The sequence below is a fragment of the Rhodococcus sp. NCIMB 12038 genome (genome assembly GCF_002165735.1).
In the GTDB taxonomy this organism is placed as follows: domain Bacteria; phylum Actinomycetota; class Actinomycetes; order Mycobacteriales; family Mycobacteriaceae; genus Rhodococcus_F.
Window position 1 is genome coordinate 112386 of record NZ_NHML01000005.1, and the last position, 24378, is coordinate 136763.

21 protein-coding genes are annotated in these 24378 nt (G+C 68.9%); 14 read left to right on the forward strand and 7 right to left on the reverse strand.

Going from position 1 to position 24378, the window contains the following annotated elements:
* The first annotated feature begins 38 nt into the window (after nucleotides 1–38).
* Together CA951_RS08820 and CA951_RS08825 are read left to right on the forward strand one after the other, a co-directional pair.
* Entirely contained in the window at nucleotides 39–1448 is a 1410-nt protein-coding gene (locus CA951_RS08820; protein WP_087556496.1) for an MFS transporter, read from the forward strand.
* Between the two features lie 251 nt (nucleotides 1449–1699).
* A complete protein-coding gene (locus tag CA951_RS08825; protein WP_087556497.1) occupies nucleotides 1700–2077 on the forward strand; it encodes an Ig-like domain-containing protein in 378 nt (125 codons plus the stop codon).
* 8 nt (nucleotides 2078–2085) lie between these two features.
* Here the strand turns inward: CA951_RS08825 and ychF are convergent, their stop codons facing one another.
* Both ychF and CA951_RS08835 read right to left on the reverse strand, forming a co-directional pair.
* On the reverse strand, nucleotides 2086–3165 hold the full coding sequence (gene ychF, locus CA951_RS08830) for a redox-regulated ATPase YchF (RefSeq protein WP_087556498.1): 1080 nt from the start codon (nucleotides 3163–3165) through the stop codon (nucleotides 2086–2088).
* A gap of 47 nt (nucleotides 3166–3212) precedes the next feature.
* Nucleotides 3213–3623, reverse strand: a complete 411-nt coding sequence (locus CA951_RS08835; RefSeq protein WP_087556499.1) for a CD225/dispanin family protein — start codon at nucleotides 3621–3623, stop codon at nucleotides 3213–3215.
* A gap of 119 nt (nucleotides 3624–3742) precedes the next feature.
* Between CA951_RS08835 and CA951_RS08840 the strand changes: the two genes are divergently transcribed.
* The 4 genes from CA951_RS08840 (at nucleotide 3743) to CA951_RS08855 (ending at nucleotide 9223) form a co-directional block, all read left to right on the forward strand.
* Nucleotides 3743–5320, forward strand: a complete 1578-nt coding sequence (locus CA951_RS08840; protein WP_087556500.1) for an FMN-binding glutamate synthase family protein — start codon at nucleotides 3743–3745, stop codon at nucleotides 5318–5320.
* 126 nt (nucleotides 5321–5446) lie between these two features.
* Entirely contained in the window at nucleotides 5447–7750 is a 2304-nt protein-coding gene (locus tag CA951_RS08845; protein WP_087556752.1) for a carbon starvation CstA family protein, read from the forward strand.
* Entirely contained in the window at nucleotides 7743–7934 is a 192-nt protein-coding gene (locus tag CA951_RS08850; protein ID WP_087556753.1) for a YbdD/YjiX family protein, read from the forward strand. The genes CA951_RS08845 and CA951_RS08850 overlap by 8 nt, the downstream gene beginning before the upstream one ends.
* A 77-nt stretch (nucleotides 7935–8011) precedes the next feature.
* Entirely contained in the window at nucleotides 8012–9223 is a 1212-nt protein-coding gene (locus tag CA951_RS08855) for an AI-2E family transporter (protein WP_087556501.1), read from the forward strand.
* Nucleotides 9224–9230: 7 nt separating this feature from the next.
* On the opposite strand, the gene CA951_RS08860 is transcribed toward CA951_RS08855, so the two are convergent.
* Nucleotides 9231–12212, reverse strand: a complete 2982-nt coding sequence (locus CA951_RS08860) for an AAA family ATPase (RefSeq protein ID WP_087556502.1) — start codon at nucleotides 12210–12212, stop codon at nucleotides 9231–9233.
* Nucleotides 12209–13393 carry an exonuclease SbcCD subunit D gene (locus CA951_RS08865; RefSeq protein ID WP_087556503.1) on the reverse strand — a complete coding sequence of 395 codons (1185 nt, stop codon included), beginning with the start codon at nucleotides 13391–13393 and terminating at the stop codon, nucleotides 12209–12211. Before CA951_RS08865 ends, CA951_RS08860 begins: the two co-directional genes overlap by 4 nt.
* A 287-nt stretch (nucleotides 13394–13680) precedes the next feature.
* Here CA951_RS08865 and CA951_RS08875 point away from each other — a divergent pair, with 287 nt between their 5' ends.
* Nucleotides 13681–14544 (forward strand): DUF6542 domain-containing protein, encoded by an 864-nt coding sequence (locus tag CA951_RS08875; RefSeq protein ID WP_179220153.1) that lies wholly within the window; start codon nucleotides 13681–13683, stop codon nucleotides 14542–14544.
* A gap of 28 nt (nucleotides 14545–14572) precedes the next feature.
* On the opposite strand, the gene CA951_RS08880 is transcribed toward CA951_RS08875, so the two are convergent.
* Nucleotides 14573–15583, reverse strand: coding sequence for a 4-hydroxy-3-methylbut-2-enyl diphosphate reductase (locus tag CA951_RS08880; protein WP_087556506.1), 1011 nt, complete (start codon nucleotides 15581–15583; stop codon nucleotides 14573–14575).
* A gap of 142 nt (nucleotides 15584–15725) precedes the next feature.
* Between CA951_RS08880 and CA951_RS08885 the strand changes: the two genes are divergently transcribed.
* The 3 genes from CA951_RS08885 to CA951_RS08895 are packed head-to-tail and all read left to right on the forward strand — an operon-like array spanning nucleotide 15726 to nucleotide 17846.
* On the forward strand, nucleotides 15726–16358 hold the full coding sequence (locus tag CA951_RS08885; protein WP_087556754.1) for a lipid droplet-associated protein: 633 nt from the start codon (nucleotides 15726–15728) through the stop codon (nucleotides 16356–16358).
* Nucleotides 16355–17611: an exodeoxyribonuclease VII large subunit gene (gene xseA / locus CA951_RS08890; RefSeq protein WP_087556507.1), complete on the forward strand. Its 1257-nt coding sequence runs from the start codon at nucleotides 16355–16357 to the stop codon at nucleotides 17609–17611. Before CA951_RS08885 ends, xseA begins: the two co-directional genes overlap by 4 nt.
* 4 nt (nucleotides 17612–17615) lie before the next feature.
* Nucleotides 17616–17846, forward strand: coding sequence for an exodeoxyribonuclease VII small subunit (locus CA951_RS08895; protein ID WP_087556508.1), 231 nt, complete (start codon nucleotides 17616–17618; stop codon nucleotides 17844–17846).
* A gap of 15 nt (nucleotides 17847–17861) precedes the next feature.
* On the opposite strand, the gene CA951_RS08900 is transcribed toward CA951_RS08895, so the two are convergent.
* Nucleotides 17862–18431 (reverse strand): DUF4245 domain-containing protein, encoded by a 570-nt coding sequence (locus tag CA951_RS08900; protein ID WP_009479114.1) that lies wholly within the window; start codon nucleotides 18429–18431, stop codon nucleotides 17862–17864.
* 189 nt (nucleotides 18432–18620) lie between these two features.
* On the opposite strand from CA951_RS08900, the gene glpX reads away from it, so the two are divergent.
* Together glpX and CA951_RS08910 are read left to right on the forward strand one after the other, a co-directional pair.
* A complete protein-coding gene (glpX, locus tag CA951_RS08905) occupies nucleotides 18621–19661 on the forward strand; it encodes a class II fructose-bisphosphatase (RefSeq protein WP_087556509.1) in 1041 nt (346 codons plus the stop codon).
* Between the two features lie 96 nt (nucleotides 19662–19757).
* Nucleotides 19758–21161 (forward strand): class II fumarate hydratase, encoded by a 1404-nt coding sequence (locus CA951_RS08910; protein WP_087556510.1) that lies wholly within the window; start codon nucleotides 19758–19760, stop codon nucleotides 21159–21161.
* 60 nt (nucleotides 21162–21221) lie between these two features.
* On the opposite strand, the gene CA951_RS08915 is transcribed toward CA951_RS08910, so the two are convergent.
* Nucleotides 21222–22079 carry an acyl-ACP desaturase gene (locus CA951_RS08915; protein WP_087556755.1) on the reverse strand — a complete coding sequence of 286 codons (858 nt, stop codon included), beginning with the start codon at nucleotides 22077–22079 and terminating at the stop codon, nucleotides 21222–21224.
* Between the two features lie 156 nt (nucleotides 22080–22235).
* Here CA951_RS08915 and CA951_RS08920 point away from each other — a divergent pair, with 156 nt between their 5' ends.
* Nucleotides 22236–23846 carry a serine hydrolase gene (locus CA951_RS08920; RefSeq protein ID WP_087556511.1) on the forward strand — a complete coding sequence of 537 codons (1611 nt, stop codon included), beginning with the start codon at nucleotides 22236–22238 and terminating at the stop codon, nucleotides 23844–23846.
* 27 nt (nucleotides 23847–23873) lie between these two features.
* Nucleotides 23874–24305: a limonene-1,2-epoxide hydrolase family protein gene (locus tag CA951_RS08925; protein ID WP_087556512.1), complete on the forward strand. Its 432-nt coding sequence runs from the start codon at nucleotides 23874–23876 to the stop codon at nucleotides 24303–24305.
* Nucleotides 24306–24378: the final 73 nt, after the last annotated feature.

The window sequence follows — 24378 nt, forward strand, 5'->3', positions numbered from 1 at the left end:
TCTTGTCACCAGACCAAAATAGTTCTAGGTTCAGTCTTGTGAACAGACCAACCGCGGTTGCCTCACCCGCCCGTACACCCGCACCCCGCCCGGGAACCACGCTGTCCGTCGCGTCGCTCGGCACGTTCGTCGCCCTGATCGCGTTCTGCGCGCCGCTCGGCAACATGCCCACCGTCGCCGCGGCGCTGTCGGCCGGGCCCGCAGCGCAGACGTGGATTCTCAGTTCGATGAGCGTGGGCCTCGCCGCGGTCCTGCTGACGGCGGGCGCGCTCGCCGACGACTACGGCCGGCGCCGGGTGTTCCATTGGGGCGCCTGGCTTCTCGCACTGGGAGCCGTGGTCGGCGCGATCAGTCAGGAACCCGTCCTGTTCATCGTCGGCCGTCTGATCCAGGGCGTGGCGGGCGCAGCGCTCATCGCCGCCAGCCTCGCCGCCGTCGCCCACGCCTTCGCCACCCCGGCGGCACGCGCGACGGCGAGCGGGATCTGGGGCGCGAGCGTCGGCGCAGGCATCGCAGTCGGTCCGGTGCTCGCAGGACTCCTCGACCTCGCCGGATGGTGGCGCGGCCTGTACTGGGCACTCGCCGTCGCGTCCCTCGCGATCGGACAGGTCGCGACGCGCGCACTTGCGGAGTCACGGTCCGCAGTCCCGAAGCGGATCGACGTCCCCGGAGCGCTCACGCTGTGCGCCGCGATGGTGCTGGTCCTCGTCGCACTGGTCGAGGGCAGGCAGGGCAACACCGCCGCCACCGTCCTCTGCGGTGTCGGCGCCGCCGTATTCACCCTCGCGTTCGTCGGCGTCGAGCGGCGGCGCCCGTTCCCGATGCTCGACCTCGCGTTGTTCCGCCGGCGCGATTTCCTCGCCGCCACCCTCGCCGCCCTCGCCACCGGGGCGGGCATCATCGGCCTGATGTCGTTCGCATGCACGTTCCTGGTCAAGACGATGCACGTCAGCACCCTCGCCGCGGCCGGGGTGATCGCGCTGTGGTCCGGCACGAGCGTCGTGGCGTCATTGCTGGCGCGGAAACTCCCGGCGCGGCTCGCCGGGTCGCCGCAACTCGTCATCGGACTCGCCGGCGTCGGCGTTGCCATGCTCACGATGACGGGCCTGTCCCCCGACTCGTCCCTGCTGCGACTCGTCCCGGGACTGCTGCTCGCCGGCGTCGCCAGCGGACTGCTCAACGCCGGCCTCGGCCGCCAAGCCGTCGCCAGCGTCCCCGCCGACCAGGGCGGACTCGGCAGCGGCGCCAACAACACCGCCCGCTACCTCGGCTCCTCCATCGGCGTCACCGTCGTCAGTATCATCGCCCTCGACCCCGCAGGCACCATCGACGGCATGGTGACGGGCTGGAACCACGCCGCCGTCACCATGGGGTTGATCTCCCTCGTCGGCGCAGGAGTCGTCGCAGTCCTCGTGCGCGGAACCACGCAACCGGCAGTCGGAGGCTGAGGCTGACACGGTTTCGCCCCGGTACCGACCGGTCTCCAGGATTGATACAGCTCACACACCCCGAGTAGCGTCGAATTCAGCGGCCCGGGCGGCCACGAAGGTCGATCCGTGGTCGTCCGCTTCGCGTTTCGTCAGGCGCGAATCGAAGGAGTGCGGTCATGATCTCGCTCGCAAATCCACGGCCTCGTTCGGGACCGACCGAACAGGGCCATCACGTTGGTCGCAGGCTCGCGCCACGACTGAGGGCCGGAATGTTCACCCTGGGCGCCGTGGCCGCAGCAATGGTGCTCGTGACTCCGTCCGCCGCCGCAGCAACCACCACGACCACTGTGTCCGCGACGGGCACACCGGCGACCACCTGCCCGGTCACCTTGACCGCGAAGGTTGCGCCCACCCCCTCGGGCGGCACGGTCGAGTTCAAGGAGGGCACAGCATTACTCGGCGGCGCCGCGGCACCCGTGACGAACGGCACCGCTACCGTCAACCACACATTCACGACGACCGGTGCGCACATCGTCGTCGCAAAGTTCAGCGGATCCAGCGGCTTCGACACCTCGACGTCCACGAACCTGACAGTGAACGTGACAATGGGGTTGAATCTCGGCTCGATCTGCCTCCCACTGGGCTGACAGGGCGGTCAGACGTTGAAGCGGAACTCCACCACGTCGCCGTCGGCCATGGTGTAATCCTTGCCCTCCATGCGGACCTTGCCCGCGGCCTTGGCGGCGGCCATGGATCCGGCGGCGACGAGGTCGTCGAAGGAGACGATCTCGGCCTTGATGAAGCCGCGCTCGAAGTCGGTGTGGATGACACCGGCGGCCTGCGGGGCGGTGTCGCCCTTGTGGATGGTCCAGGCGCGGGATTCCTTGGGACCTGCGGTGAGGTAGGTCTGCAGGCCGAGAGTGTGGAAGCCGGTGCGGGCGAGGGCGTGCAGGCCGGGCTCGGACTGGCCGATGGAGTCGAGCATTTCCTGCCGGTCCTCTTCGTCCAGCTCGAGGAGTTCCTGCTCGACCTTGGCGTCGAGGAAAACGGCGTCTGCGGGGGCGACGGAGGCGCGCAGTTCGGCGACCTTCGCTTCGTCGGTGAGCACGGCCTCGTCGGCGTTGAACACGTACAGGAACGGCTTGGTGGTGAGCAGGCTCAGTTCGCGCAGCAGCGCGAAGTCCAGCTTGTCCTTCGCGCTGAACAGGGTCTTGCCCGAGTCGAGGACTTCCTGCGCCTTCAGCGCCTCCTCGTGGATGGGCTTGAGCTCCTTGTTCTTCTTCGCTTCCTTCTCCAGGCGCGGCAGGGCCTTCTCCAGCGTCTGCATGTCGGCGATGACGAGCTCGGTCTCGATCACCTCGATGTCGGACGCCGGGTCGACGCGGCCGTCGACGTGCACGACGTCGTCGTCGTGGAACACGCGAACGACCTGGCAGATGGCGTCGGCCTCGCGGATGTTGGCGAGGAACTTGTTGCCGAGGCCGGCGCCCTCGGAGGCGCCCTTGACGATGCCGGCGATGTCGACGAACGACACCGTGGCGGGCAGGATGCGCTCGGAACCGAAGATCCGGGCGAGCTCGGACAGCCGCGGGTCGGGCAGTTCGACCAGGCCGACGTTGGGTTCGATGGTCGCGAACGGGTAGTTCGCGGCCAGCACGTCGTTGTTGGTCAGCGCGTTGAACAAGGTGGACTTGCCGACGTTGGGCAGTCCGACGATTCCGAGGGTAAGGCTCACGGTCGTTGGATTCTACGGCGTCGGCGCCGGATCAACGACCATCGCCCTCACCAGCTGTTGGTATTGCTGTTCGCGACGAGGGCGATGATCAGGATGGCGTACCCGATGACGAAGACGACGATCAGCGCCACCCAGATCCACAGGGCGATCTTGCCGAGCGACTTGGCGCGGTCGGACGCGTACTGGGCGCCCTGGTAATCGCCCATCGCCCACTTCGGGTAGACGTCGTGGACGTGGTTGAACGCGGCGAACGCGAGCGGCCAGAAGAAGAGGACTGCGGCCACCGCCCACCCCGCGTTCGACGGCGGCAGCGGCGGCGGGCCGTACTGTCCCGGGTAGGGCTGCGACTGCGGCTGTTGCTGCTGCGTCGGGTACTGGTAGCCGTAGGCGCCCGTGTCGCCCGGCTTCGGCGGCACCGGGTTGCTCGACGATTCCGGATTGTTCGGTGACTCCGACATGACATCCCCCAGTCGTGGCAGCTGACCTCGTGCCTCCACTATCCCATCCCCTCGCCACGTGAGTGGGAAAGTGCGCCGGAGTACGCGTCGGCACTCACGTGAGGTTCTAGTCTCAGCACGTGACCCGATGGTTGATCGTCCTCGCGATATGGATCCTCGGACTGGGCGCTCTCGCCCTGACGTTCGGTGTGGCCACCGGGTGGTGGTTCGCCGCCCTCCTCCTGCTCGCGACGGCCGGCCTGGGCACGTGGGACCTGCTGCAACGGCGGCACAGCATTCTGCGGAACTACCCGGTGCTGGGGCACGCGCGGTTCCTGCTCGAGAAGATCCGCCCCGAGATCCAGCAGTACTTCGTCGAATCGTCCACGGATGGAACACCCTTCGACCGCGATACCCGCGACCTCGTCTACGAGCGCGCCAAGGGCACGCTCGCCGAGGAGCCGTTCGGCACCGAACGGGACGTCCACGCCGGCGGCTACGAGTTCATGGTCCATTCGCTGCGCGCACGGATGGCACCGCCGGAACCGCCGACCGTGCGCCTCGGTGGGCCCGACTGCGAACAGCCCTACGACATCGCGCTTCTCAACGTGTCCGCGATGAGCTTCGGCTCGCTCTCCGCCAACGCCATCGAAGCCCTCAACGCCGGGGCCGCGCGCGGCGGGTTCGCGCACGACACCGGCGAGGGCGCGATCAGCCCCTACCACCGTAAGCACGGCGGCGACCTGATCTGGGAGATCGCGTCCGGCTACTTCGGCTGCCGGACAGACGACGGCCGGTTCGACCCCGCCAAGTTCGCCGAACACGCGGCACTCGACCAGGTGAAGGCGATTTCGATCAAACTGTCGCAGGGCGCGAAACCCGGGCTCGGCGGGGTGCTGCCCGGTGCGAAGGTATCGCGGGAGATCGCCGAGACTCGCGGCGTGCCCGTCGGGAAGACGGTGATCTCCCCGCCAGCGCACACCGCGTTCTCCACCCCGAACGGGCTCATCGATTTCATCGTCACCCTGCGGAAGCTGTCCGGCGGCAAACCCGTCGGGTTCAAGTTGTGTGTCGGATCGCGCATCGAGTTCCTCGGCATCTGCAAGGCGATGCTCGAACGTGACGTCACCCCGGACTTCGTGATCGTCGACGGCTCCGAGGGCGGAACCGGTGCGGGTCCAGTGGAATTCGAGGACAACATGGGCATGCCGCTCACCGAGGGGCTGATGCTGGTGCACAACGCGCTCACCGGTACCGGTCTGCGGGACCGTGTCAAGATCGGCGCGTCCGGGAAGGTCGCCAGCGCATCCGACATCGTCAAACGGATCATCCAGGGCGCCGATTTCACCATGGCCGCCCGCGCGATGATGTTCGCCGTCGGGTGCATCCAGGCGCAGATGTGTCACACCAACCGCTGCCCCGTCGGGGTGACCACCCAGGACCCGGCGCGGACCCACGCACTCGACGTCCCCGACAAGGCGGCCAGGGTGTTCCGGTTCCAGAAGTCGACGGTGGCAGGCGCCCGGCAGATGGTGGCGTCGATGGGACTCGACAGCTTCGACCAACTGACACCGGCGATGCTCAACCGCCGGATCGACGGCGTCACCACCCGCACCTACGCGGAACTGTACGAGTGGCTGATGCCCGGCGAACTACTCGAGGACCCACCGTCGGACTGGCTCACCGACTGGATCGATGCCGACTCGACTCGCTTCTGACGTCGTTTTTTCGTCGAACGGAACGTCGGCGCAATAGGGTGACGGGGGCCACAAAAGATGTGGCACCTGTCGACGGCGTCGCCCCTGGCACACAATGACGACGGGGACGCCGGGAAGGAGTGCGCGATGGCCCTGAGAGCCGCCCCCGAATCCGAGGTCGAGTACCTGAAAACGGATCCGGATCTTCCGCCCGTCGGCGTGGTGGACCGCACCCCGATCTCACCGGCGGCGCGGATCACGTTCGCCGTCCTCGGCCTTCTCGGCGGCATCGCCTGGGTGATGATCGCGTTCGTCCGCGGCGAGAACATCAACGCCGTCTGGTTCGTGGTGGCCGCCGTCTGCACCTACCTGATCGCCTACCGCTTCTACGCGCGGCTGATCGAGCGCAAACTCGTCCAGCCCCGCGACGACCGGGCCACCCCAGCCGAGATCCTCGAAAACGGCAAGGACTACATGCCGACGGATCGGCGGGTGCTGTTCGGGCACCACTTCGCCGCCATCGCCGGCGCAGGCCCCCTCGTCGGCCCCGTCCTCGCCGCCCAGATGGGCTACCTGCCCGGCACGCTGTGGATCATCATCGGCGTCGTCTTCGCCGGCGCCGTCCAGGACTTCCTCGTCCTGTGGATCTCGACGAAACGCCGCGGCCGCAGCCTCGGCCAGATGGCCCGCGACGAACTCGGCGTCGTCGGCGGCATCGCCGCCATGATCGGCGTCTTCGTCATCATGATCATCCTCATCGCGGTGCTCGCCCTCGTCGTCGTCAACGCGCTGGCGGAAAGCCCATGGGGTGTCTTCTCGATCGCTATGACCATCCCGATCGCCCTCTTCATGGGCGTGTACCTGCGGTACCTGCGCCCGGGCAAGGTCGCGGAGGTGTCGCTGATCGGCGTCGTGCTGCTGCTCCTCGCCATCGTGTCCGGCGGCTGGGTGGCCGACACCGGCTGGGGCGCCGACTGGTTCACGCTGTCGAAGGTGACCATCGCCTGGCTGATGATCGCATACGGTTTCGCCGCCTCCGTCCTGCCCGTGTGGCTGCTGCTGGCCCCGCGCGACTACCTGTCGACGTTCATGAAGATCGGCACGATCGTCCTGCTGGCCATCGGCATCCTGGTTGCGCAGCCCACCATCAAGATGCCCGACGTCACGACGTTCGCCATCCAGGGCAACGGTCCCGCCTTCGCGGGCTCGCTGTTCCCGTTCCTGTTCATCACGATCGCGTGCGGCGCGCTGTCCGGCTTCCACGCCCTCATCTCCTCCGGCACGACGCCCAAACTGCTGGCGAAGGAAAAGCAGATGCGGCTGATCGGATACGGGGGCATGCTCACCGAGTCGTTCGTCGCGATCATGGCGCTCGTCACGGCGTGCATCATCGACCAGCACCTGTACTTCGCGCTCAATGCGCCGGCCACCCTCACCGGCGGAACCCCCGAGACGGCCGCGACGTATGTGAACAGCCTCGGACTGTCCAGCCCGAACATCTCCGCGGACACCCTCGCGCAGGCCGCGGCGGGCGTCGACGAGGAGTCGATCATCTCGCGCACCGGCGGTGCCCCGACGCTCGCCTTCGGCATGTCAGAAGTGCTCAGCCAGTTCCTCGGCGGCTCAGCCCTCAAGTCGTTCTGGTACCACTTCGCGATCATGTTCGAGGCGCTGTTCATCCTCACCACCGTCGACGCCGGCACCCGGGTCGCCCGGTTCATGCTGTCGGACTCGCTCGGCAACTTCGGCGGAGCCGCCCGCAAGTTCAAGGATCCGTCGTGGCGCATCGGAGCCTGGGTGTGCTCGCTCGCCGTCGTCGGACTGTGGGGCGCCATCCTCCTGATGGGCGTCACCGACCCGCTCGGCGGAATCAACACCCTGTTCCCGCTGTTCGGCATCGCGAACCAGTTGCTCGCCGCGATAGCCCTGATGGTGGTCCTCGCCATCGTCATGAAGAAGGGCCTCTTCAAGTGGGCCTGGATTCCGGGGGTTCCCCTCGTCTGGGACCTGATCGTCACCATGACCGCGTCCTGGCAGAAGATCTTCTCCGGCAACACCTCCGTCGGCTACTGGTCCCAGCACGCCGCGTTCAAGGAGGCGAAGGAAGCAGGCAAGACCAGTTTCGGATCCGCCAAGACCTCCGAGGCCATCGATGCCGTCATCCGCAACACGTTCATCCAGGGCACCCTGTCGATCGTGTTCGCCGGCCTCGTCCTGGTCGTCATGGCGGCCGGAGCGGTCGTGTGCGTCAAGGCGTTCCGGGCGGGCGGACTGCCGACCACCGAAGCACCCGAGGAGCCGTCGAAGATCTTCGCCCCGGCCGGGTTCGTCACCACCGCCGCCGAGAAGGAACTCGACAAGGAATGGAACGAACTCATCGCCTCGGGCGCGGTCCGCGCCCCCGGCGCGGCGCACACCCACACGGACAGGGCACATCATCATGATGAATAGGGTCGTCGGGGCCGTCCGGACCGCCTGGTGGTGGACGGGGGCGCTGATGGGCGACCACGACTACAGCAGGTACGTCGAGCACCTTCGCCGCCACCATCCGGACGCCGAGGTGCCGAGCGAGCGCGAGTACTGGAAAGCGCGCTACGCGGACGCCGACGCCAACCCGGGCGCCCGCTGCTGCTGACCGCACCGTGCCGTCCCGGCGTCCCCCAGTACTGTCAGTACTGATCGGCTGAGCAGACACGGCAGGGAGGACCATCTGTGGCGGAGAAGGAAGCCCCGGCACCGTCCGGGGGCGCGATCACGAAACCGGACCGCGGGCACCTCATCGGGGTGGGTGCGATGTGGCTGGCCAAGTGGTCGCTGGTTCTCGTGGCAATCGCGCTGGGCGCGTTGCTGTTCGGATGGATCATCGAGAAGCTGTGGGTGATCGTCCTCCCCGTGCTGCTGGCGATCGTGGTGTGCACGGTGCTGTGGCCGCCGACGCGGGCGATGACGAAGCGGCGGATCCCCCCGGCGGCGGCCGCAGCGACGACGCTCGTCGTGTTCATCGCCGTCGTCGCCGGGATCATTGCCGGCATCGTGCCGTCCGTCGTCAGTCAGGCCCCCGAGCTGGCCAACAAGGCCACCCAGGGGATCAACCAGGTGCAGGACTGGCTGAAGGGTCCGCCGATCAACCTGCAGGACGATCAGATCGACCAGGGCATCCACACGATCATCGTGAAGGTCCAGGAGAGTGGAACGGTCATCGCGTCCGGTGTGTTCACCGGTGTCAGCACCGCGAGCTCGCTGCTGATCACGCTCGGCCTCGTGCTGGTGCTGTCGTTCTTCTTCATCAAGGACGGCCCCCGGTTCATCCCCTGGCTACATTCCGTCAGCGGCGGCCGCGCGGGCCGTCACCTCGAAGTGGTGCTGGGCCGTATGTGGGACACGCTCGGTGGATTCATCCGCACCCAGGCTCTGGTCAGCCTCATCGACGCCGTCTTCATCGGGGCCGGGCTGGTGATTCTCGGTGTGCCACTCGCACCGGTCCTCGCGATCCTGACGTTCATCGGTGGCTTCATCCCGATCGTCGGTGCGTTCGTCGCCGGCGCGCTCGCCGTGCTGGTCGCGCTGGTCGCCAACGGTCTCACCACCGCGGTGATCGTGCTGATCATCATCATCGTGGTGCAGCAGATCGAGGGCAACGTGCTGCAGCCCGTCCTCCAGAGCAAGAGCATGAAACTGCACGCCGTCGTGGTCCTGCTCGCCGTCACCGCCGGTGGCTCCGTGTTCGGGATCGTCGGCGCCTTCCTCGCGGTGCCCGCCGCCGCCGTCGCCGCCGTGGTGGTGCGCTATATCGGTGAGCAGATCGACGAGCACAGCGCCGAGAGCAACATCCCCGACGCCGTCGCCGCGAACGAAGACGTCGACGACGCCGAGCGGGAGGGCGTCACCGTCGACGAGACCGCCGTCGCGTCCAAGCCGGACTGACCGGCGGTCAGCCGGCCACCACCTCGACGGTCGAGCCGGTGCGTCCGCGGATGACGTGCAGCCTGCTCGGGATTCGCTGCCGCATCTCGTCGACGTGACTGACGACCCCCACCACCCGGCCGCCGTCACGCAGCTCGTCGAGGACAGCCATCACCGAGTCGAGGGTGTCCGCGTCGAGGGTGCCGAATCCCTCGTCGATGAACATCGTGTCGAGCACGACGCCGCCCGACTCGGCCGCCACCACATCGGCGAGACCGAGCGCCAGCGACAGCGACGCCAGGAACGACTCACCGCCGGACAGGGTCTTGGCCGACCGCACCACCCCGGTGTAGTCGTCGCGGATATCCAGCCCCAGGCCGCCGCGGCGGCCTCGCGGACCGGCCTCGTCGCTGTGGACGAATTCGTAGCGCCCGTCCGACATCCGGCCGAGCCGCGCGGACGCCGACACCGCGACCTCTTCCAGCCGGGCCGCCAGCACATACGACCGCAGCGACATCTTCCTCGCGTTCTGGCCACGGCCCGCGATCACCTCGGCGAGCGCGGCCAACTCCTCGTGCGCGGCCTGCATCGGGGCAATCGTCTCGGCGGTCTTGTCGAGCTGACCGACGTACCGTTCCAGGTCGAGCAGTCGGCGCTCGGCGTCGGACGCCGCCGCGACGGCAACGTCCACGACCTCCGCCGCCGCGTCGTGCGCGTGCTGGACGGCCGCCAAATCCACGGGTTCCGCGTCGGCGACAGCGGCGACCTCGGGGTCGTCGAGCACTCTGCGCGCCCCCACCTCGGCGTCCCGCGCCGCCGTGAGGGCGGCCTCGATCTCATTCCGGCGGGCGGGCGTCCGGACCGCGGCCACGGCGTCGTCGATGCTGCCGAATCCGGCGTCCCCGGCGAGCGCCTCGGCCTTGGCCGCGAGTTCACGGGCCGCCGACTCGGCACCGGCGCCTGCGTCCCGCGCGTCCAGCAGTTCCGAGGCCGCCTCGGCGAGCGCGTCGAGTCGCGCGCGACGATCCTCGACGCTCGGGTCGTCGCCCGCCGCTCGCGTCACCCGGGCCCGGATCTCCCCGAGCTGCGTCGTGCTCGCCGCGATCCGCTCGGCCACTGTGGCGGCGTCGGCGCCGACGTCCCGCGACCGTTCCTGCAGCCGGCTCTGGCGGTCCCGCAGTTCGGTGAGAAATGCGGACCGGCGCTCCACCTGATCCCCGAGCGCAGTCGCCTCCCTCACCGCCGACTCCGCGGCCGAGAGTGCCAGCGCGAGTTCGTCCGCGTCACCGTCGCCGCCGCGCTGCACGAGCACGTCGATCGCGCGCTCGGCCGCGCCGAGTTTCTCGGTCGCGGTCGTCAGCGCCGCCGCGGCTTTCTGCTCCGCCGCGCGTGCCTGGTCCTCGCCGGCCTTCGTGACCGACAGCTCGGACGGTTCCGCGGGCCGCGGGTGCTCGGGTGAACCACACACCTGGCACGGGACACCGTCCTCGAGCGTGCCCGCCAGTTCGGCGGCCATGCCCGTGATCCGGCGTTGCATCAGGTCGAGCCAGTGTTCCCGCGCGTCCTGGTGCTGGTCCCGGGCCTCGTGCACTGCGCGTTCGAGCCGATCGCGCTCGACGCGGCGGGTGCGCAGATCCGCCGCCGCGGAGGCCGCGTCGGCTGCCCGGTCCCGGGTGTCGACGAGGCCGGGCAGCGCGGCGCGGGCCTTCTCTGCCGAGTCGAGCGCCTTCTCCGCTTCCCGCAGGGCGAGTGGCAGTTGTTCCCGCTCCCGGGACAGCGCGTCCCCGGCCTCCGTGAGTTCGGCCTGCCGCGCGCGCAGCCGCTCCACCTCGACGGTGAGCCGGTCGGCGGCAGCGGATTCGGCGAGTGCCCCGTCGAGCCGCACGATCTCGTCACGCCAGGTGCGGATTCCGGCCCGGATGTGCTCGCGTTCGTCGGCGGTCGGCGGCCAGGACAACTCCGCAACGAGGTCGGCGCCGCCCACGCTCGCGCGCAGTTCGTCCGTGATCGCCCCGACGTTCCGCGCTGCGGCCGCGGCTTTGGCTCGGGAGGCGTCGGCGTCGCGGGCCACCGTCGCGACCGGTTCTGCCCGGCGCGCATCGGCTAGTTCGGCGACGAGGACGGCCCGCTGGTCGGCACCCGCTGCGTGGGTGTCGAGCTCCGTCTGGGCCCGCCGTCGGCGGGTCTGCAGGTCGAGGACGCGGCGCGCCTCCGTGAGCGCATCACGGGCCACTTTCGCCCGGCCCTTCGCTTCTTGCAGGTCGTTCGCTGCCAGGTCGCGGGTTTCACGCGCCTCGTCCTCGAGCTTGTGGGCCCAGGTCACCGGATCGGCGTCGGCGCCGCCCTCGATCCCGGCGGCGGTCGCGACCCTCGCGAGCAGCACGTCGACGGACCGCTGGTGCTCGTCGAGTTCGTGGGCGCTGGTGCGCCTGCGGTCGAGGAACCACTCCTCCACCGTCTCGAATCGCGTGGTGTCGAACAGCCGCTCCAGCAGCTGGCCGCGCTCCTCGGTGTCGGCGCGCAGGAACTTCGCGAACTCGCCCTGCGGCAGCAGCACCACCTGGAAGAACTGATCGGCGCTCATGCCCATCAGCCGTCCGACCTCGTCGGCGATGTCGGGGATCCGCGACAGGTTCTCGCCGTGACCGTCGAGCCAGGTCAGCGTGGCCTTCGCGTTCTCCTTGATCGTCCCCGACCCGCGACGCTTGAGCCGCTCGAACTCCGGGCTGCGGACGAGCCGCAGATGCCTGCCGGCGATCGTCGCCTCGAGCGTCACCGTCGGAACGGATCCGGCGGGCGCGTGGTCGGACAGGAGGCGCTTGCCGTCCTTCCTTGCTCCGGGCACGGTGCCGTACAGCGCGAACGCCACCGCGTCGAGGACCGTCGTCTTGCCGGCCCCGGTATCACCGTGCAGCAGAAACAGCCCGTCCGCACCGAGCCGGTCGAAGTCGACTTCCACGGATCCTGCGAACGGCCCGAAGGCTTCGACCTCCAGCCGATGCAGCCTCATGCCGACTGTTCCAGCGCGACGACCTCGGCGGTGTCCTCGCCGGCCCGGGCGGCGTAACCGAGCGCGGCCTCCACCAGCCGGATCTCGCTCGTCGACGGTGCGCTGCGCAGATCGGTGAGGAAGCTGCGGGTGATCTGCAGATCACTGCGCCCGTACACCTTGTCGCGGTAGCGCAGATCGTCGGCGCCGTCCGGGCGCTGCCACTCGAGGTGGACGGCGAACGGGAACCGGGTCTGCAGCGCGCGCATGGCGTCGACCGGACGTTCCGGGTCGGTGAGCACCGCCGACACGTAGCAGTCCTCGGCGTCGCGGAACGCGTCGTCCTCGAGCAACTGCTGCACCGTCCCGGTCAGCTGCTTCAGACCGCGGACCACCGGCAGATCGACCCGCTCGACGGAGTGCAGTCCCTCGCCGTCGAGGTCCACCAGGAAGACGGCCTTGCCGTGGGTGCGCTCACCGAACGAGTACGGCAGCGGCGAACCCGAGTACCGGATGTTCTCGGTGAGGGTCTGCGGCGAGTGGAGGTGGCCGAGCGCGACGTAGTCGACCCCGCCGAAAGCGGACGCCGACACGGTCTCGACGCCGCCGACGGAAATCGACCGCTCCGACCCGGTGGCCTCCGCCCCGACCACGAACGCGTGGGCCAGCACCACCGACCGGGTGCGCGACCCGTTTTCACGCCGCGCGTCGAGGTCGCTGCGGACACGGCCCATCGCGGCGTCGAGGATCTCGGCGTGCGACCGGGCGGCAGGCACGTCGAGTTGCGCGCGGGTGATCTCGGGCTCGAGATACGGGATGCCGTAGAACGCGACGGGTCCGTGCGCGTCCTCGAGCACGACGGGCGCGCCGATCCCGGAGACCGTCGTCATGAGGTGCAGCCCGCCCGCGCGGGAGAACGCGGCACCCGCGCCGAGCCGGGCCGCGGAATCGTGGTTGCCGGACGTGGCGACGATGACCGCGCCCGCGTCCCGGATGGCTTCGAATCCGCGGTTGCACACGGTGACGGCGTCCGCGCTGGGGATCGACCGGTCGTACACGTCGCCGGGAACGACGACGACGTCCACACCGTGCTCGGCGACGAGAGCGGCGATCGCGTCGAGCACACTGGCCTGGTCGGTGAGCAGGTCCACCCCGTGGAACGTGCGTCCGATGTGCCAGTCCGAAGTGTGCAGGATCCTCATGTCCCGAGACCGTAGAGCACCGTGCCGACAACCTCGAACACCTCGCCCGCGTGGCGTCCGGCCGAATGGACTGTCGGTGGGCGCGTGCACCATGAGCCACATCGCCACATCGAGTCCCGGGTCACAGTCACCGCCCGCAAGCTCCACGACCTCGCCGTGTTCGACGGCGACCTCACCGAGGTCAGCGCCGTGGATTCGTGGCCGCGACGCACACATCTCGAGGATCTCTCGGGCTCCACCGGTCACGCCAACGGGGCTCTTCGACAAGTTGCCGCTACTGTCGTTGTGTGTCTGCAACCCAACGTGCTCGCTCTGGGGTGCCGCTCGACAGGCGGTCGATTGTCCCTACGGTTCCCGGTCTCCCCTGGTGGGGTGTCATTCTCCTGGCCGTCGGAGTCAGTTTTGTCGGATTCGCTGTCGATGCGGCTCGTGGCACCGAACTCACGGCGGCGTTCTCCACCTTCTACTTCCTCGGCTGTGTCCTCGCCGTGGCAGCAGCCGGCAACCGGGCGCTGTTCACCGCGATCGTCCAGCCGCCGCTGATCCTGTTCGTGGCGGTGCCGCTCGGGCAGAGCCTGATCGCGGAGGAGAACAGCACCGCACTGAAAGACCTGGCGATCAACGTCGCATATCCGCTGGTCAACCGATTCCCGGTGATGCTTGCCGCCACCGTGGTGACGCTGTTGATCGGTGGGCTCCGCCTCTTCCTGCTGCAGCAGCGCAAGACCGGTCCCGCGCGGACTTCGGAGCGTCGACGTGCGCAGAAGGAGCCGCGGACGCCGCGCGCCGCCCGCCCACGGCGCACCGCCGAAGGGTCGGAGCCGTCCCCGCCGCCGCGTCGGGCGCGGGACAGGGACAGGGACACCGCAAGGGACGCTGCACGGGAGCACCCCCGGTCGTCGCGACGGGCAGCCACCCCGCCGCCCCGCCGCTCGTCCTCGTCGGGCGGGCGCACGGCGCCCCCACCACCGATGGTCGACCGGGCAGCGCAGGCGCCCCGTTCGGCACCTCCGCGAACCACGCAGGCGCCGCGATCGGTTCCGCCGCGGACCATGCCGCGGCCCGACAACGACGTGCCTGCCCACCCCATTCCGCAGGTGCGCTACCGCGACCGGTACGAGCCGCCGTTCGAGTCGGAGCAGCCCCGCTAGAGCGGGGCCGGCGCCGGTAGCGGGCCGATCAGGTCCGCGCGGCGCGAAGCTCGCGCGGCAGTGCGAACACCAGCGTCTCGTTGGCCGTGGTGACCGACTGGACGTCGTGGAATCCGTGCTCGTCGAGCAGGTCGATCACACCCCGCACCAGGATTTCCGGCACGGACGCGCCCGACGTGATCCCCACGGTCCGGACGCCGTCGAGCCAGGCCGGATCCACTTCGCGGGCGTAGTCGACCAGGTACGACGCCTTCGCGCCCGCACCCAGCGCGACCTCGACGAGGCGAACCGAGTTGGAGGAGTTGCGGGATCCGACGACGATCACGAGATCGCACTCGGGGGCCATCGCCTTGACCGCCACCTGACGGTTCTGGGTGGCGTAGCAGATGTCGTCGCTCGGCGGGTCCTGCAGACTCGGGAAACGCTCCCGCAGGCGCGCGACCGTCTGCATCGTCTCGTCGACGCTCAACGTGGTCTGCGACAACCAGATGACTTTCGATTCGTCGCGGACCGTCACGGCGTCGACCGAATCGGGGCCGTCCACGAGTTGCACGTGATCGGGGGCCTCACCGGCCGTGCCCTCCACTTCCTCGTGGCCCTCGTGGCCGATGAGGAGGATGTCGAAGTCGTCGCGGGCGAAACGCTTGGCTTCCTGGTGGACCTTCGTGACCAGCGGGCACGTGGCGTCGATGGTGCGCAGATTGCGCGCCGCGGCCGATTCGTGGACCGCGGGTGACACGCCGTGGGCGGAGAACACGAGCAGCGCACCCTCCGGAACCTCGTCGGTCTCGTCGACGAAGACCACACCCTGATCGCTGAGCGTCTCGACGACGTGCCGGTTGTGGACGATCTCCTTGCGCACGTAGATGGGGGCGCCGTGCTTCTCGAGCGCCTTCTCCACCGTCTCGACGGCGCGGTCCACGCCGGCGCAGTAGCCGCGGGGCTCTGCGAGCAGTACGCGCTTCCCGCCGTCGGCACGCGACGCTCCCGAATCTGCAGAACGTGTGATACCCACATTGAGTGGAACAGCCGAAGACATGGCTCCAGACTACGGGTCACCCCGGACGGACGACACTTTCGCGGGGCCTCGGCGGGGTAGTGTGCGCATCGTCGCACCGAAGTCGTCGACGCTGTGGGCACGTCGGCTACCCAAACGTGCCGTTGTCAGGCAGGCTGTGGGAATGATTCGTCCCCCGTTCGTGGCGCGTGTCGCCGCTGGAATCGCCGTGACGGCCGTCGAAGAGGCCAGGAAACTGCCGACCACCGCGGCGACCCTGCCCATGACCGCGGTCAGTCAGGTGCTGCAGACCACGATGCGCGTTCAGCAGTCCATGACGGCGCTGGCCATCAAGGGCGACCAGGCCTTTGCACTCATCAACTGGACCCACGACGACGAGCAGCCCGCGTGGGCCGTCTTCGACGAGGATACCGATCCGGCGCCCGGCGTCGACGGCGCCGCCGAGGAGCGGTCCGCCGGACCGGGCCGGTTCGCGCTGTACTCGCTGAGCCCGCAGGACGAGAGAACACCCGAGAAGATCTCGGCCCCGAAGGCAGCACCCGCCGCCACCAACGGCGCCTCCACCACGAAGGCGGCGAGCAGGAAGCCCACCCCCGCCCGGCCCGCCGTCGCCGAACCCGAGATCGCGGTCGTCCTCGACTACGGCACGCTGACCCTCGCCCAGTTGCGGGCGCGTCTGCGCAACCTGTCGGTCGAGGACCTGACGACGCTGCTGGACTACGAGAACGCGACCCTGGCCCGCGCGCCGTTCCAGACCATGCTGACCAACCGCATCACCACCGCCAAGGCCAAGTGACCTCCGCACAGCCCCGCGCAGCCAGTACCGGACCGAGTACCGCCGAGCAGCCGTGGCCGGTCCGCACCGTGTCGGCCAAGGTCGCACAGTGGATCGACCGGCTCGGGAGTGTCTGGGTGGAGGGACAGATCACCCAGATCAACGCGCGTCCGGGCACCCGGACGGCGTTTCTGGTGCTGCGCGATCCCTCCGTCGACATGTCGCTGTCGGTGACCTGCTCCCCGCAGTTGCTGCAGAGCTCCCCCGTCCCGCTCACCGAGGGCAGCCGGGTGGTGATGTTCGGCAAGTTGTCGTTCTACACCGGCCGCGGGTCGGTGTCGTTGCGGGTCACGGAGATCCGCGCGATCGGGATCGGCGAACTCCTGGCCAGGATCGAGCGGTTGCGTGCGCTACTGGCAGCCGAGGGCCTGTTCGACCCGCGGCTGAAGCGTCCGCTGCCGTTCCTGCCCGGCACCATCGGGTTGATCACCGGTCGTGCCAGCGCCGCCGAGCACGACGTCCTCAGCGTGGCGCAGCGCCGCTGGCCCGCCGTGCGCTTCGAGGTGCGCAACACTCCGGTGCAGGGCGCGACCGCCATCCCGCAGATCCTGGACGCGCTGAAGGAACTGGACGCCGACCCGCACGTCGACGTGATCATCCTCGCGCGCGGCGGCGGCAGCGTGGAGGATCTGCTGCCGTTCTCGGACGAGACGCTGTGCCGGGCGATCGTCGCGTGCCGCACCCCGGTGGTCAGCGCAATCGGCCACGAACCGGACAGTCCGCTCAGCGACCACGTCGCCGACCTGCGGGCCGCGACACCGACGGACGCCGCCAAACGGGTGGTGCCGGACGCCGTCGCCGAGCAGGCACTCGTCGGCGAACTGCGGTCGCGGAGCGCGGCCGCCCTGCGCAACTGGGTGCAGCGCGAGTCGCACCTGATCTCCCAGCTGCGCAGCAGGCCGGTCCTCGCGGACCCGTTGCGCGCACTCGACGACCGGTCGGGCGAGGTCGAGCGACTGCGGGAGGCCGGGCGACGCGACATCAGCCGGGCGATCGCCGCGGAGAGCACCACGATCGAACACCTGCGGGCGCGGCTGACGACTCTCGGTCCCGCCGCGACGCTGGCCCGCGGCTACTCCGTGGTCCAGCGGATCGTGCCGGACGGCGACCCGGAGGTACTGCGTTCGGTCGACGACGCCCCGCCGGGCACCCAGATTCGCGTTCGAGTCGCCGACGGCGCAATCCGCGCCGCGGTGATGGGAAAGGACAAGTAGGAACATGAGCAACCCCACCGGAAACGAGGCCGACATCGCGGAGCTCGGGTACGAGGCAGCGCGCGACGAACTCGTCGACGTGGTCAAGGTGCTCGAACAGGGCGGCCTCGACCTCGACGCGTCACTCGCGCTGTGGGAGCGCGGTGAGGCGCTGGCCAAACGCTGCGAGGAGCACCTCGCGGGGGCCCGCAAGCGCGTGGAGACGGCCCTCGCCCATGCCGAGGACGAGGGCTGATCCTCGCCCCCGTCGTCAGGCGGCGAGGATCGGGGCGTCGGCCGCCGCGGTGGTCAGCTGCTCGAACGCCTCGGGTGAAGCACTGCCCGTGACGAGCAGCCGGACGTCGCCGAAGTCGGACACCCAGATCGGTTCGACACCCTCCCCGCCGTACACGATCCAGCTGTGACCTGCGACGTCCTCGGTGCCCGTCGCCGTGCGCGGACCACCCGCCACGAACGGCACGAGCACCGTCTCGACGGCGTTGCTCTGCGTCAGCTGGATGTAGCGGCCGGCCTCGGTGATGAATCCGACGGTGCTCGAATCGCCGCCGCCGTCGCCGCTGACGATGCTGCGGCTGCCCGAGTTGGGCGTCCAGCCCTCCGGGGTCTCCGGCTTGCGCACCGGGAACGGCAGGTCCTGCGCGTCGTACTTCAGCGCCGCGTCCACGTCGAAGCTGGGAATCGGGCCGCTCGTGGGTCCGCCCGGACTGAACGTGCACTGGCTGGCGATACCCGCGATCAGCACACAGAACAGGACAAGGGGTACGAGCGACCACACCATGTCGCGGTTGTTGTGCAGGATGCGGGGTTTATCAGATGCCACGCCCACCAGTATCCAGGGTCGGTCCCGGAACAACGATTCTCGGTCCTGTGAATCGCGCCCCAGCAGCGCACGTCACACATCTTTCTGGGAGAATCAGCAGCGAGATCCACCCGACACTCGGCGGCCGACGGCCACCGACACAGCGTCGACGTACAACGTCGACCGTGACTGCACCAGGAGGCACTGCCCATGACGGCTAGCACCACTTCGAGTCGCCGCGAGGCCCCGGACCGAAATCTTGCTCTGGAATTGGTCCGAGTCACCGAGGCTGGTGCGATGGCTGCCGGTCGCTGGGTCGGCCGTGGCGACAAGGAGGGTGGCGACGGCGCCGCCGTCGACGCCATGCGCCAGCTCGTGAGCTCGGTTTCGATGCGCGGCGTCGTCGTCATCGGCGAGGGCGAGAAGGACGAAGCCCCGATGCTGTTCAACGGCGAAGAGGTCGGCAACGGCGACGGACCGGACTGCGACTTCGCCGTCGATCCGGTCGACGGAACCACGCTGATGGCAAAGGGCATGCCCAATGCGATCGCCGTCCTCGCGGTCGCCGAGCGCGGCGCGATGTTCGACCCGTCCGCCGTGTTCTACATGGAGAAGATCGCCGTCGGTCCCGACGCCGCCGATGTCATCGACATCACAGCGCCCGTCGCCGAGAACATCAGGCGTGTCGCGAAGGTCCGCAAGGCGTCGGCCTCCGACGTCACAGTCTGCATCCTGGACCGTCCTCGGCACGCCAGGCTCATCCAGGAGGTCCGGGACACCGGCGCCCGCATCCGCCTCATCTCCGACGGCGACGTCGCGGGTGCGATTGCCGCTGCGCGTCCGGAGTCTGGCACCGACATCCTGATCGGCACGGGTGGAACCCCGGAGGGCATCATCGCCGCCGCCGCCATGCGCTGTATGGGCGGTTCGCTGCAGGGCCGGCTGGCCCCGACCGACGACGCCGAGCGGCAGAAGGCCATCGACGCAGGCCACGATCTGGACCGCGTGCTGACCACCGAGGATCTCGTGTCCGGTGAGAACGTCTTCTTCTGCGCCACCGGCGTCACGGACGGCGACCTGCTCCGCGGTGTCCGCTACTACGGTGGCGGCGCCTCGACGCAGTCGATCGTGATGCGGTCGAAGTCGGGCACCGTCCGCATGATCGACGCGTACCACCGTCTGGAGAAGCTGCGCGAGTACTCGTCCGTGGACTTCACGGGCGAGGACGGCGCCGTCCCGCCGACGTTCTAGGCCCTTCGGGCTCGTGCGCCTTTCCGGTAGCTGCGGCAACCGGAAAGGCGCACGGGAGCACCCCCACGACGCGCTCGAAAGTGGCATGTTTGACGCATGACCGAGAGCAACGAGCAGCAGTACCGGATCGAACACGACACCATGGGCGAGGTGCGGGTGCCCGTGGATGCGCTGTGGCGCGCGCAAACTCAGCGCGCCGTCGAGAACTTCCCGATCAGCGGTCGAGGTCTCGAGCGCACCCAGATACGCGCGATGGGTCTGCTGAAGGCGGCCTGTGCGCAGGTCAACAAGGATCTCGGCCTCCTCGACGCCGAGAAGGCGGACGCCATCATCGCCGCGGCGGGTGAGATCGCCGAGGGCAAGCACGACGACCAGTTCCCTATCGACGTCTTCCAGACCGGTTCGGGCACGAGTTCCAACATGAACGCCAACGAGGTGATCGCGTCGATCGCCGCGGCGAACGGTGTGGTCGTTCACCCCAACGACGACGTCAACATGTCGCAGTCGTCCAACGACACCTTCCCCACCGCGACGCACGTCGCGGCCACCGAGTCTGCGGTGAAGGATCTGCTCCCCGCGCTCGACCACCTACGCCTGGCCCTGCTCGACAAGTCCACCGAGTGGAAGACCGTCGTGAAGTCGGGCCGCACCCACCTCATGGACGCCGTGCCGGTGACCCTCGGTCAGGAGTTCGGCGGGTACGCCCGTCAGATGGAGGCGGGGATGGAGCGGGTGGTGGCCTGCCTTCCGCGGCTCGGTGAGCTGCCCATCGGCGGCACCGCGGTCGGGACGGGACTCAACGCCCCCGACGGATTCGGCCCGAAGGTCGTCGCCGAACTGGTCAAGGCGACGGGTGTCGACGCCCTGACCCCGGCGAAGAACAGCTTCGAGGCGCAGGCGGCCCGTGACGGTCTGGTGGAGGCGTCCGGCGCGCTGCGCACGATCGCGGTGTCCCTGACCAAGATCGCCAACGACATCCGCTGGATGGGGTCGGGTCCGCTCACCGGTCTCGGCGAGATCCGTCTCCCCGACCTCCAGCCCGGCAGTTCGATCATGCCCGGCAAGGTCAATCCGGTGCTCCCGGAAGCCGCCACCCAGGTCGCCGCGCAGGTGGTCGGTAACGACGCGGCGGTCGCGTGGGGCGGTGCGGCGGGCGCGTTCGAACTCAACGTGTACATCCCCATGATGGCGCGCAACCTGCTCGAATCGCTGACGTTGCTGGCCAACGTGTCGCGACTGTTCGCCGACCGGTGCGTGGTGGGGCTCGTCGCGAACGTCGAACACCTCAAGACGCTCGCGGAGTCGTCGCCGTCCATCGTGACGCCGCTGAACTCCGCGATCGGGTACGAGGAGGCCGCGGCCGTCGCCAAACAGGCGCTGAAGGAGAAGAAGACCATCCGCGAGACCGTCGTCGACCGCGGGCTGATCGGCGACAAGCTGACCGAGGAAGAACTCGACAAGCGTCTCGACGTGCTGGCGATGGCGAAGGTGAAGGACTGACCCTGCCGACGTGAGAGGGCCCGCACTCGGTTCGAGTGCGGGCCCTCTCGCGTCGAAGTCCTACAGCAGCGCGGACAGTTCGTCGCGGGCCTTCTCGCCCTCGGTGCCGAGGTCGGTGCGTCCGGCGATGTTCCACGAGCGGAGCAGCGGGGCGAACACCTTCTCCCCCTGCTGGGCGGGGTCGTAGATGCCGGCCTCCGCGAGCACCGCGGTGCTGTCGGTTCCGCCGGGCAGCGCCACGCTCGGCACGTCGAACGCGGCGATCCGCGAGGCGATGGCACGCATCGTCTGGTCGGGCACCAGCTCGAACGCGGCCTCGACGACGTTCCGGTAGAACAGCGACTGCAATTCGTCGTCCGCAGCGAGCCGCTCGGCGATCACGGCCACCAGCGGGTCCTCACCGAGTGCGGCCGTGTTGTGGTGACGCACGGCGGCGGCCTTCTCCTCGAACGCGGAGTTCGCGAGCATCTCGATCAGATGCATCGGCGGCATCGCGTACCCGCGGACCATCTCGTCCATCCGGGCGCGCTCGAGGGCGACGGGATCGACGGCACGCGTCACCATCAGGTAGTTGCGGAGCACGATGGAGTGCCGGTTCTCCTCCGCGGTCCAGCGGCCGACCCAGCGCCACCACGGGCCCACCAGGGCCAGGTGCTTGGCGATCTCACGGTGGTATGCGGGCACGTTGTCGGCCACCAGCACGCCCACCGTCAGCGCGAGCGCCTCGACGTCGCTCAGGGTCGACTGATCTGCCGACCAATCCGTTCCACCCATGAACGCGAAGTTCTTGCCCTGGTCCCAGGGAACCAGATCGTGCGGCTGCCAGCCGTCCGCCTCGGCGATGTGGCGCGTGAGGTTTTCGTCCACCACCGGGGCCAGCTCACTGAGCAGCTGCGAGTCGTTTTTTTCAATCGGCATCCGCACACCGTAGCGTCCGCGCCCCGGAGCCGGGTCGACGACCGGTGGATTCGACGTGAACAACACCGGCGTTGTGACGAAAACAGCCAGGTCATGGGCTTGCAATCGCTAGGCTGTCAGTTCACAGCTGCCCCGGGCCCGAGCAGAGGATCACCAATGCGCAGACTTCGGAACCTGACGATACTTCTCTCGGCGCTCGCCCTCGGCGGGTCACTCGTGGCCGGGTGCGGCTCCGACACGGACGACGCCGGGTCCGCCGACTCGTCCGGCGCGAACCCCACCTCGGAATCCTCCGGGCCGCCCAACCCGGCCGCCGTCGCGGGCGTCGACATTCCCGACGGCCAGGTCGACGATGCCGTGGGCCGCCTCGACGACCTGGCGAACGAGTTGATGGAGAGCTCCGGACTGCCGGGCATGGCGGTCGCCGTCGTTCACGGCGGGCAAACGGTCTACGCGAAGGGATTCGGGGTGCGTGAGGCGGGCACCGATCAGAAGGTGGACGCCGACACCGTGTTCCAGCTGGCGTCGATGTCGAAACCGGTGGGGTCGACGGTCGTGGCCCGTCAGGTCGATGCCGGCGTCATCGGCTGGGACACCCCCGTGGTGTCCAAGCTCCCCGGTTTCGCCCTCGCCGACCCGTGGGTCACCGAGCACGTCACGGTGGGCGATCTGTACTCGCACCGGTCGGGACTGCCCGATCATGCCGGCGACCACCTCGAGGACCTGGGGTACAACCAGCAGCAGGTGCTCGACAAACTCCGGCTCGACCCGCTGAACCCGTTCCGGATCACATACGAGTACACCAACTTCGGCCTCACCGCGGCGGCCGAGGCCGTCGCGGCGGCATCGGGGACGGATTGGGCGACGCTCTCCGAGCAGGCGATCTACGGTCCGCTGGGGATGTCCTCCACGAGTTCGCGGTTCGCCGACTACGAGGCCCGCAGCGACCGCGCCGTCGCGCACCAACTCGTCGACGGCAAGTACGTCGCCGACGCGGTACGCAACCCCGACGCGCAGTCACCCGCAGGCGGGGTGAGCTCGTCCGTCAACGACATGGGCAAATGGCTGGCAATGCTGCTGGCCGACGGAACGATCGAGGGCAAGGAGATCGTCTCCCCCGAGGCGCTGCAACCGGCCGTCAGTCCTCAGATCGTGTCCAGCCCACCGCGTTCGATGGACAGCCGCCCGGGATCGTACGGCTACGGGTTCAACGTCTCGACCACCCCGGCCGGCCGGGTCTCCCTCAGCCACTCCGGCGGATTCCAGCTCGGGGTGGCGACGAACTTCGTCGCGATACCGTCCGCCGACGTCGCGATCGTCGCCCTCACCAACGGCTCGCCCGTCGGAATTCCCGAAACCCTGACCGCCGAGTTCGCCGACCTCGTCCAGTTCGGGGAGATCCGCGAGGACTGGAGATCGCTGTACCGGCAGGCCATCTCGCCGATGTCCGACCCCGAGGGCAGCCTCGTCGGCCAGACGGCCCCCGCGAACGCGGCACCAGCGCAGCCGCTGCCGACCTACGCAGGCACCTACAACAACGCGTACTGGGGCCCCGCCGTCGTCACCGAGAGCAACGGCGCGCTGACGCTCGGGCTCGGGCCCGCCGGGCAGACGTACCCCCTGACACACTGGGACGGCGACACCTTCACTTTCACGCTCAGCGGGGAGAACGCTCCGCCCGGGACCATTTCCAAGGCCACGTTCGCCGGCAACGACGTCACACTCGAGTACTACGACACGGAAGGCAACGGGACATTCGTCCGCTGAGCCGACACAATCGACGGGGAGAAGATCATGAGCACCAACTCGCATGCACCGACGGGAACCGATCGCACGGAGACGGCGAATATCCAGGTGGTCCGGGCCTTCCTGGACGCCCTCGTCGCCGGCGACCCGGACGCCGCGCAGCAGTATCTCCACGACGACATCGTGTGGCACAACGTGTCGCTGCCGAAGATCCGCGGCATCGGCGCCGTCATGCGGATCTTCCGCGGAATGAGCCGTCCCGGTTTCGGATTCGACGTGCGCGTGCACCACATCGCCGACGACGGAACAGCCGTGCTGACCGAACGCACCGACGTCCTGATCTACAAGCGGCTGCGCAGCGAATTCTGGGTGTGCGGCACGTTCGAGATGAGGGACGGCAAGATCGCCGTCTGGCGCGACTACTTCAGCAACCGGGACTTCCTCTGGGGCACACTCAAAGGCATCGTGCGCGCGTTCTGACGTGTCCGCCCGATGTCACCTCGGTTGATTCGGACCGAGGTGACATCGGGCGGATCACACTGCGGGGCAGGCG

What these genes read in the sequence shown, in the direction of transcription:
- CA951_RS08825 (WP_087556497.1), top strand. Translation starts at nt 1,700, where the DNA reads ATGTTCACCCTGGGCGCCGTGGCCGCAGCAATGGTGCTCGTGACTCCG.
- CA951_RS08835 (WP_087556499.1), bottom strand. Translation starts at nt 3,623, where the DNA reads ATGTCGGAGTCACCGAACAATCCGGAATCGTCGAGCAACCCGGTGCCG.
- CA951_RS08845 (WP_087556752.1), top strand. Translation starts at nt 5,447, where the DNA reads ATGGCCCTGAGAGCCGCCCCCGAATCCGAGGTCGAGTACCTGAAAACG.
- CA951_RS08850 (WP_087556753.1), top strand. Translation starts at nt 7,743, where the DNA reads ATGAATAGGGTCGTCGGGGCCGTCCGGACCGCCTGGTGGTGGACGGGG.
- CA951_RS08860 (WP_087556502.1), bottom strand. Translation starts at nt 12,212, where the DNA reads ATGAGGCTGCATCGGCTGGAGGTCGAAGCCTTCGGGCCGTTCGCAGGA.
- CA951_RS08865 (WP_087556503.1), bottom strand. Translation starts at nt 13,393, where the DNA reads ATGAGGATCCTGCACACTTCGGACTGGCACATCGGACGCACGTTCCAC.
- CA951_RS08880 (WP_087556506.1), bottom strand. Translation starts at nt 15,583, where the DNA reads ATGTCTTCGGCTGTTCCACTCAATGTGGGTATCACACGTTCTGCAGAT.
- CA951_RS08885 (WP_087556754.1), top strand. Translation starts at nt 15,726, where the DNA reads ATGATTCGTCCCCCGTTCGTGGCGCGTGTCGCCGCTGGAATCGCCGTG.
- CA951_RS08895 (WP_087556508.1), top strand. Translation starts at nt 17,616, where the DNA reads ATGAGCAACCCCACCGGAAACGAGGCCGACATCGCGGAGCTCGGGTAC.
- glpX (WP_087556509.1), top strand. Translation starts at nt 18,621, where the DNA reads ATGACGGCTAGCACCACTTCGAGTCGCCGCGAGGCCCCGGACCGAAAT.
- CA951_RS08910 (WP_087556510.1), top strand. Translation starts at nt 19,758, where the DNA reads ATGACCGAGAGCAACGAGCAGCAGTACCGGATCGAACACGACACCATG.
- CA951_RS08915 (WP_087556755.1), bottom strand. Translation starts at nt 22,079, where the DNA reads ATGCCGATTGAAAAAAACGACTCGCAGCTGCTCAGTGAGCTGGCCCCG.
- CA951_RS08920 (WP_087556511.1), top strand. Translation starts at nt 22,236, where the DNA reads ATGCGCAGACTTCGGAACCTGACGATACTTCTCTCGGCGCTCGCCCTC.
- CA951_RS08925 (WP_087556512.1), top strand. Translation starts at nt 23,874, where the DNA reads ATGAGCACCAACTCGCATGCACCGACGGGAACCGATCGCACGGAGACG.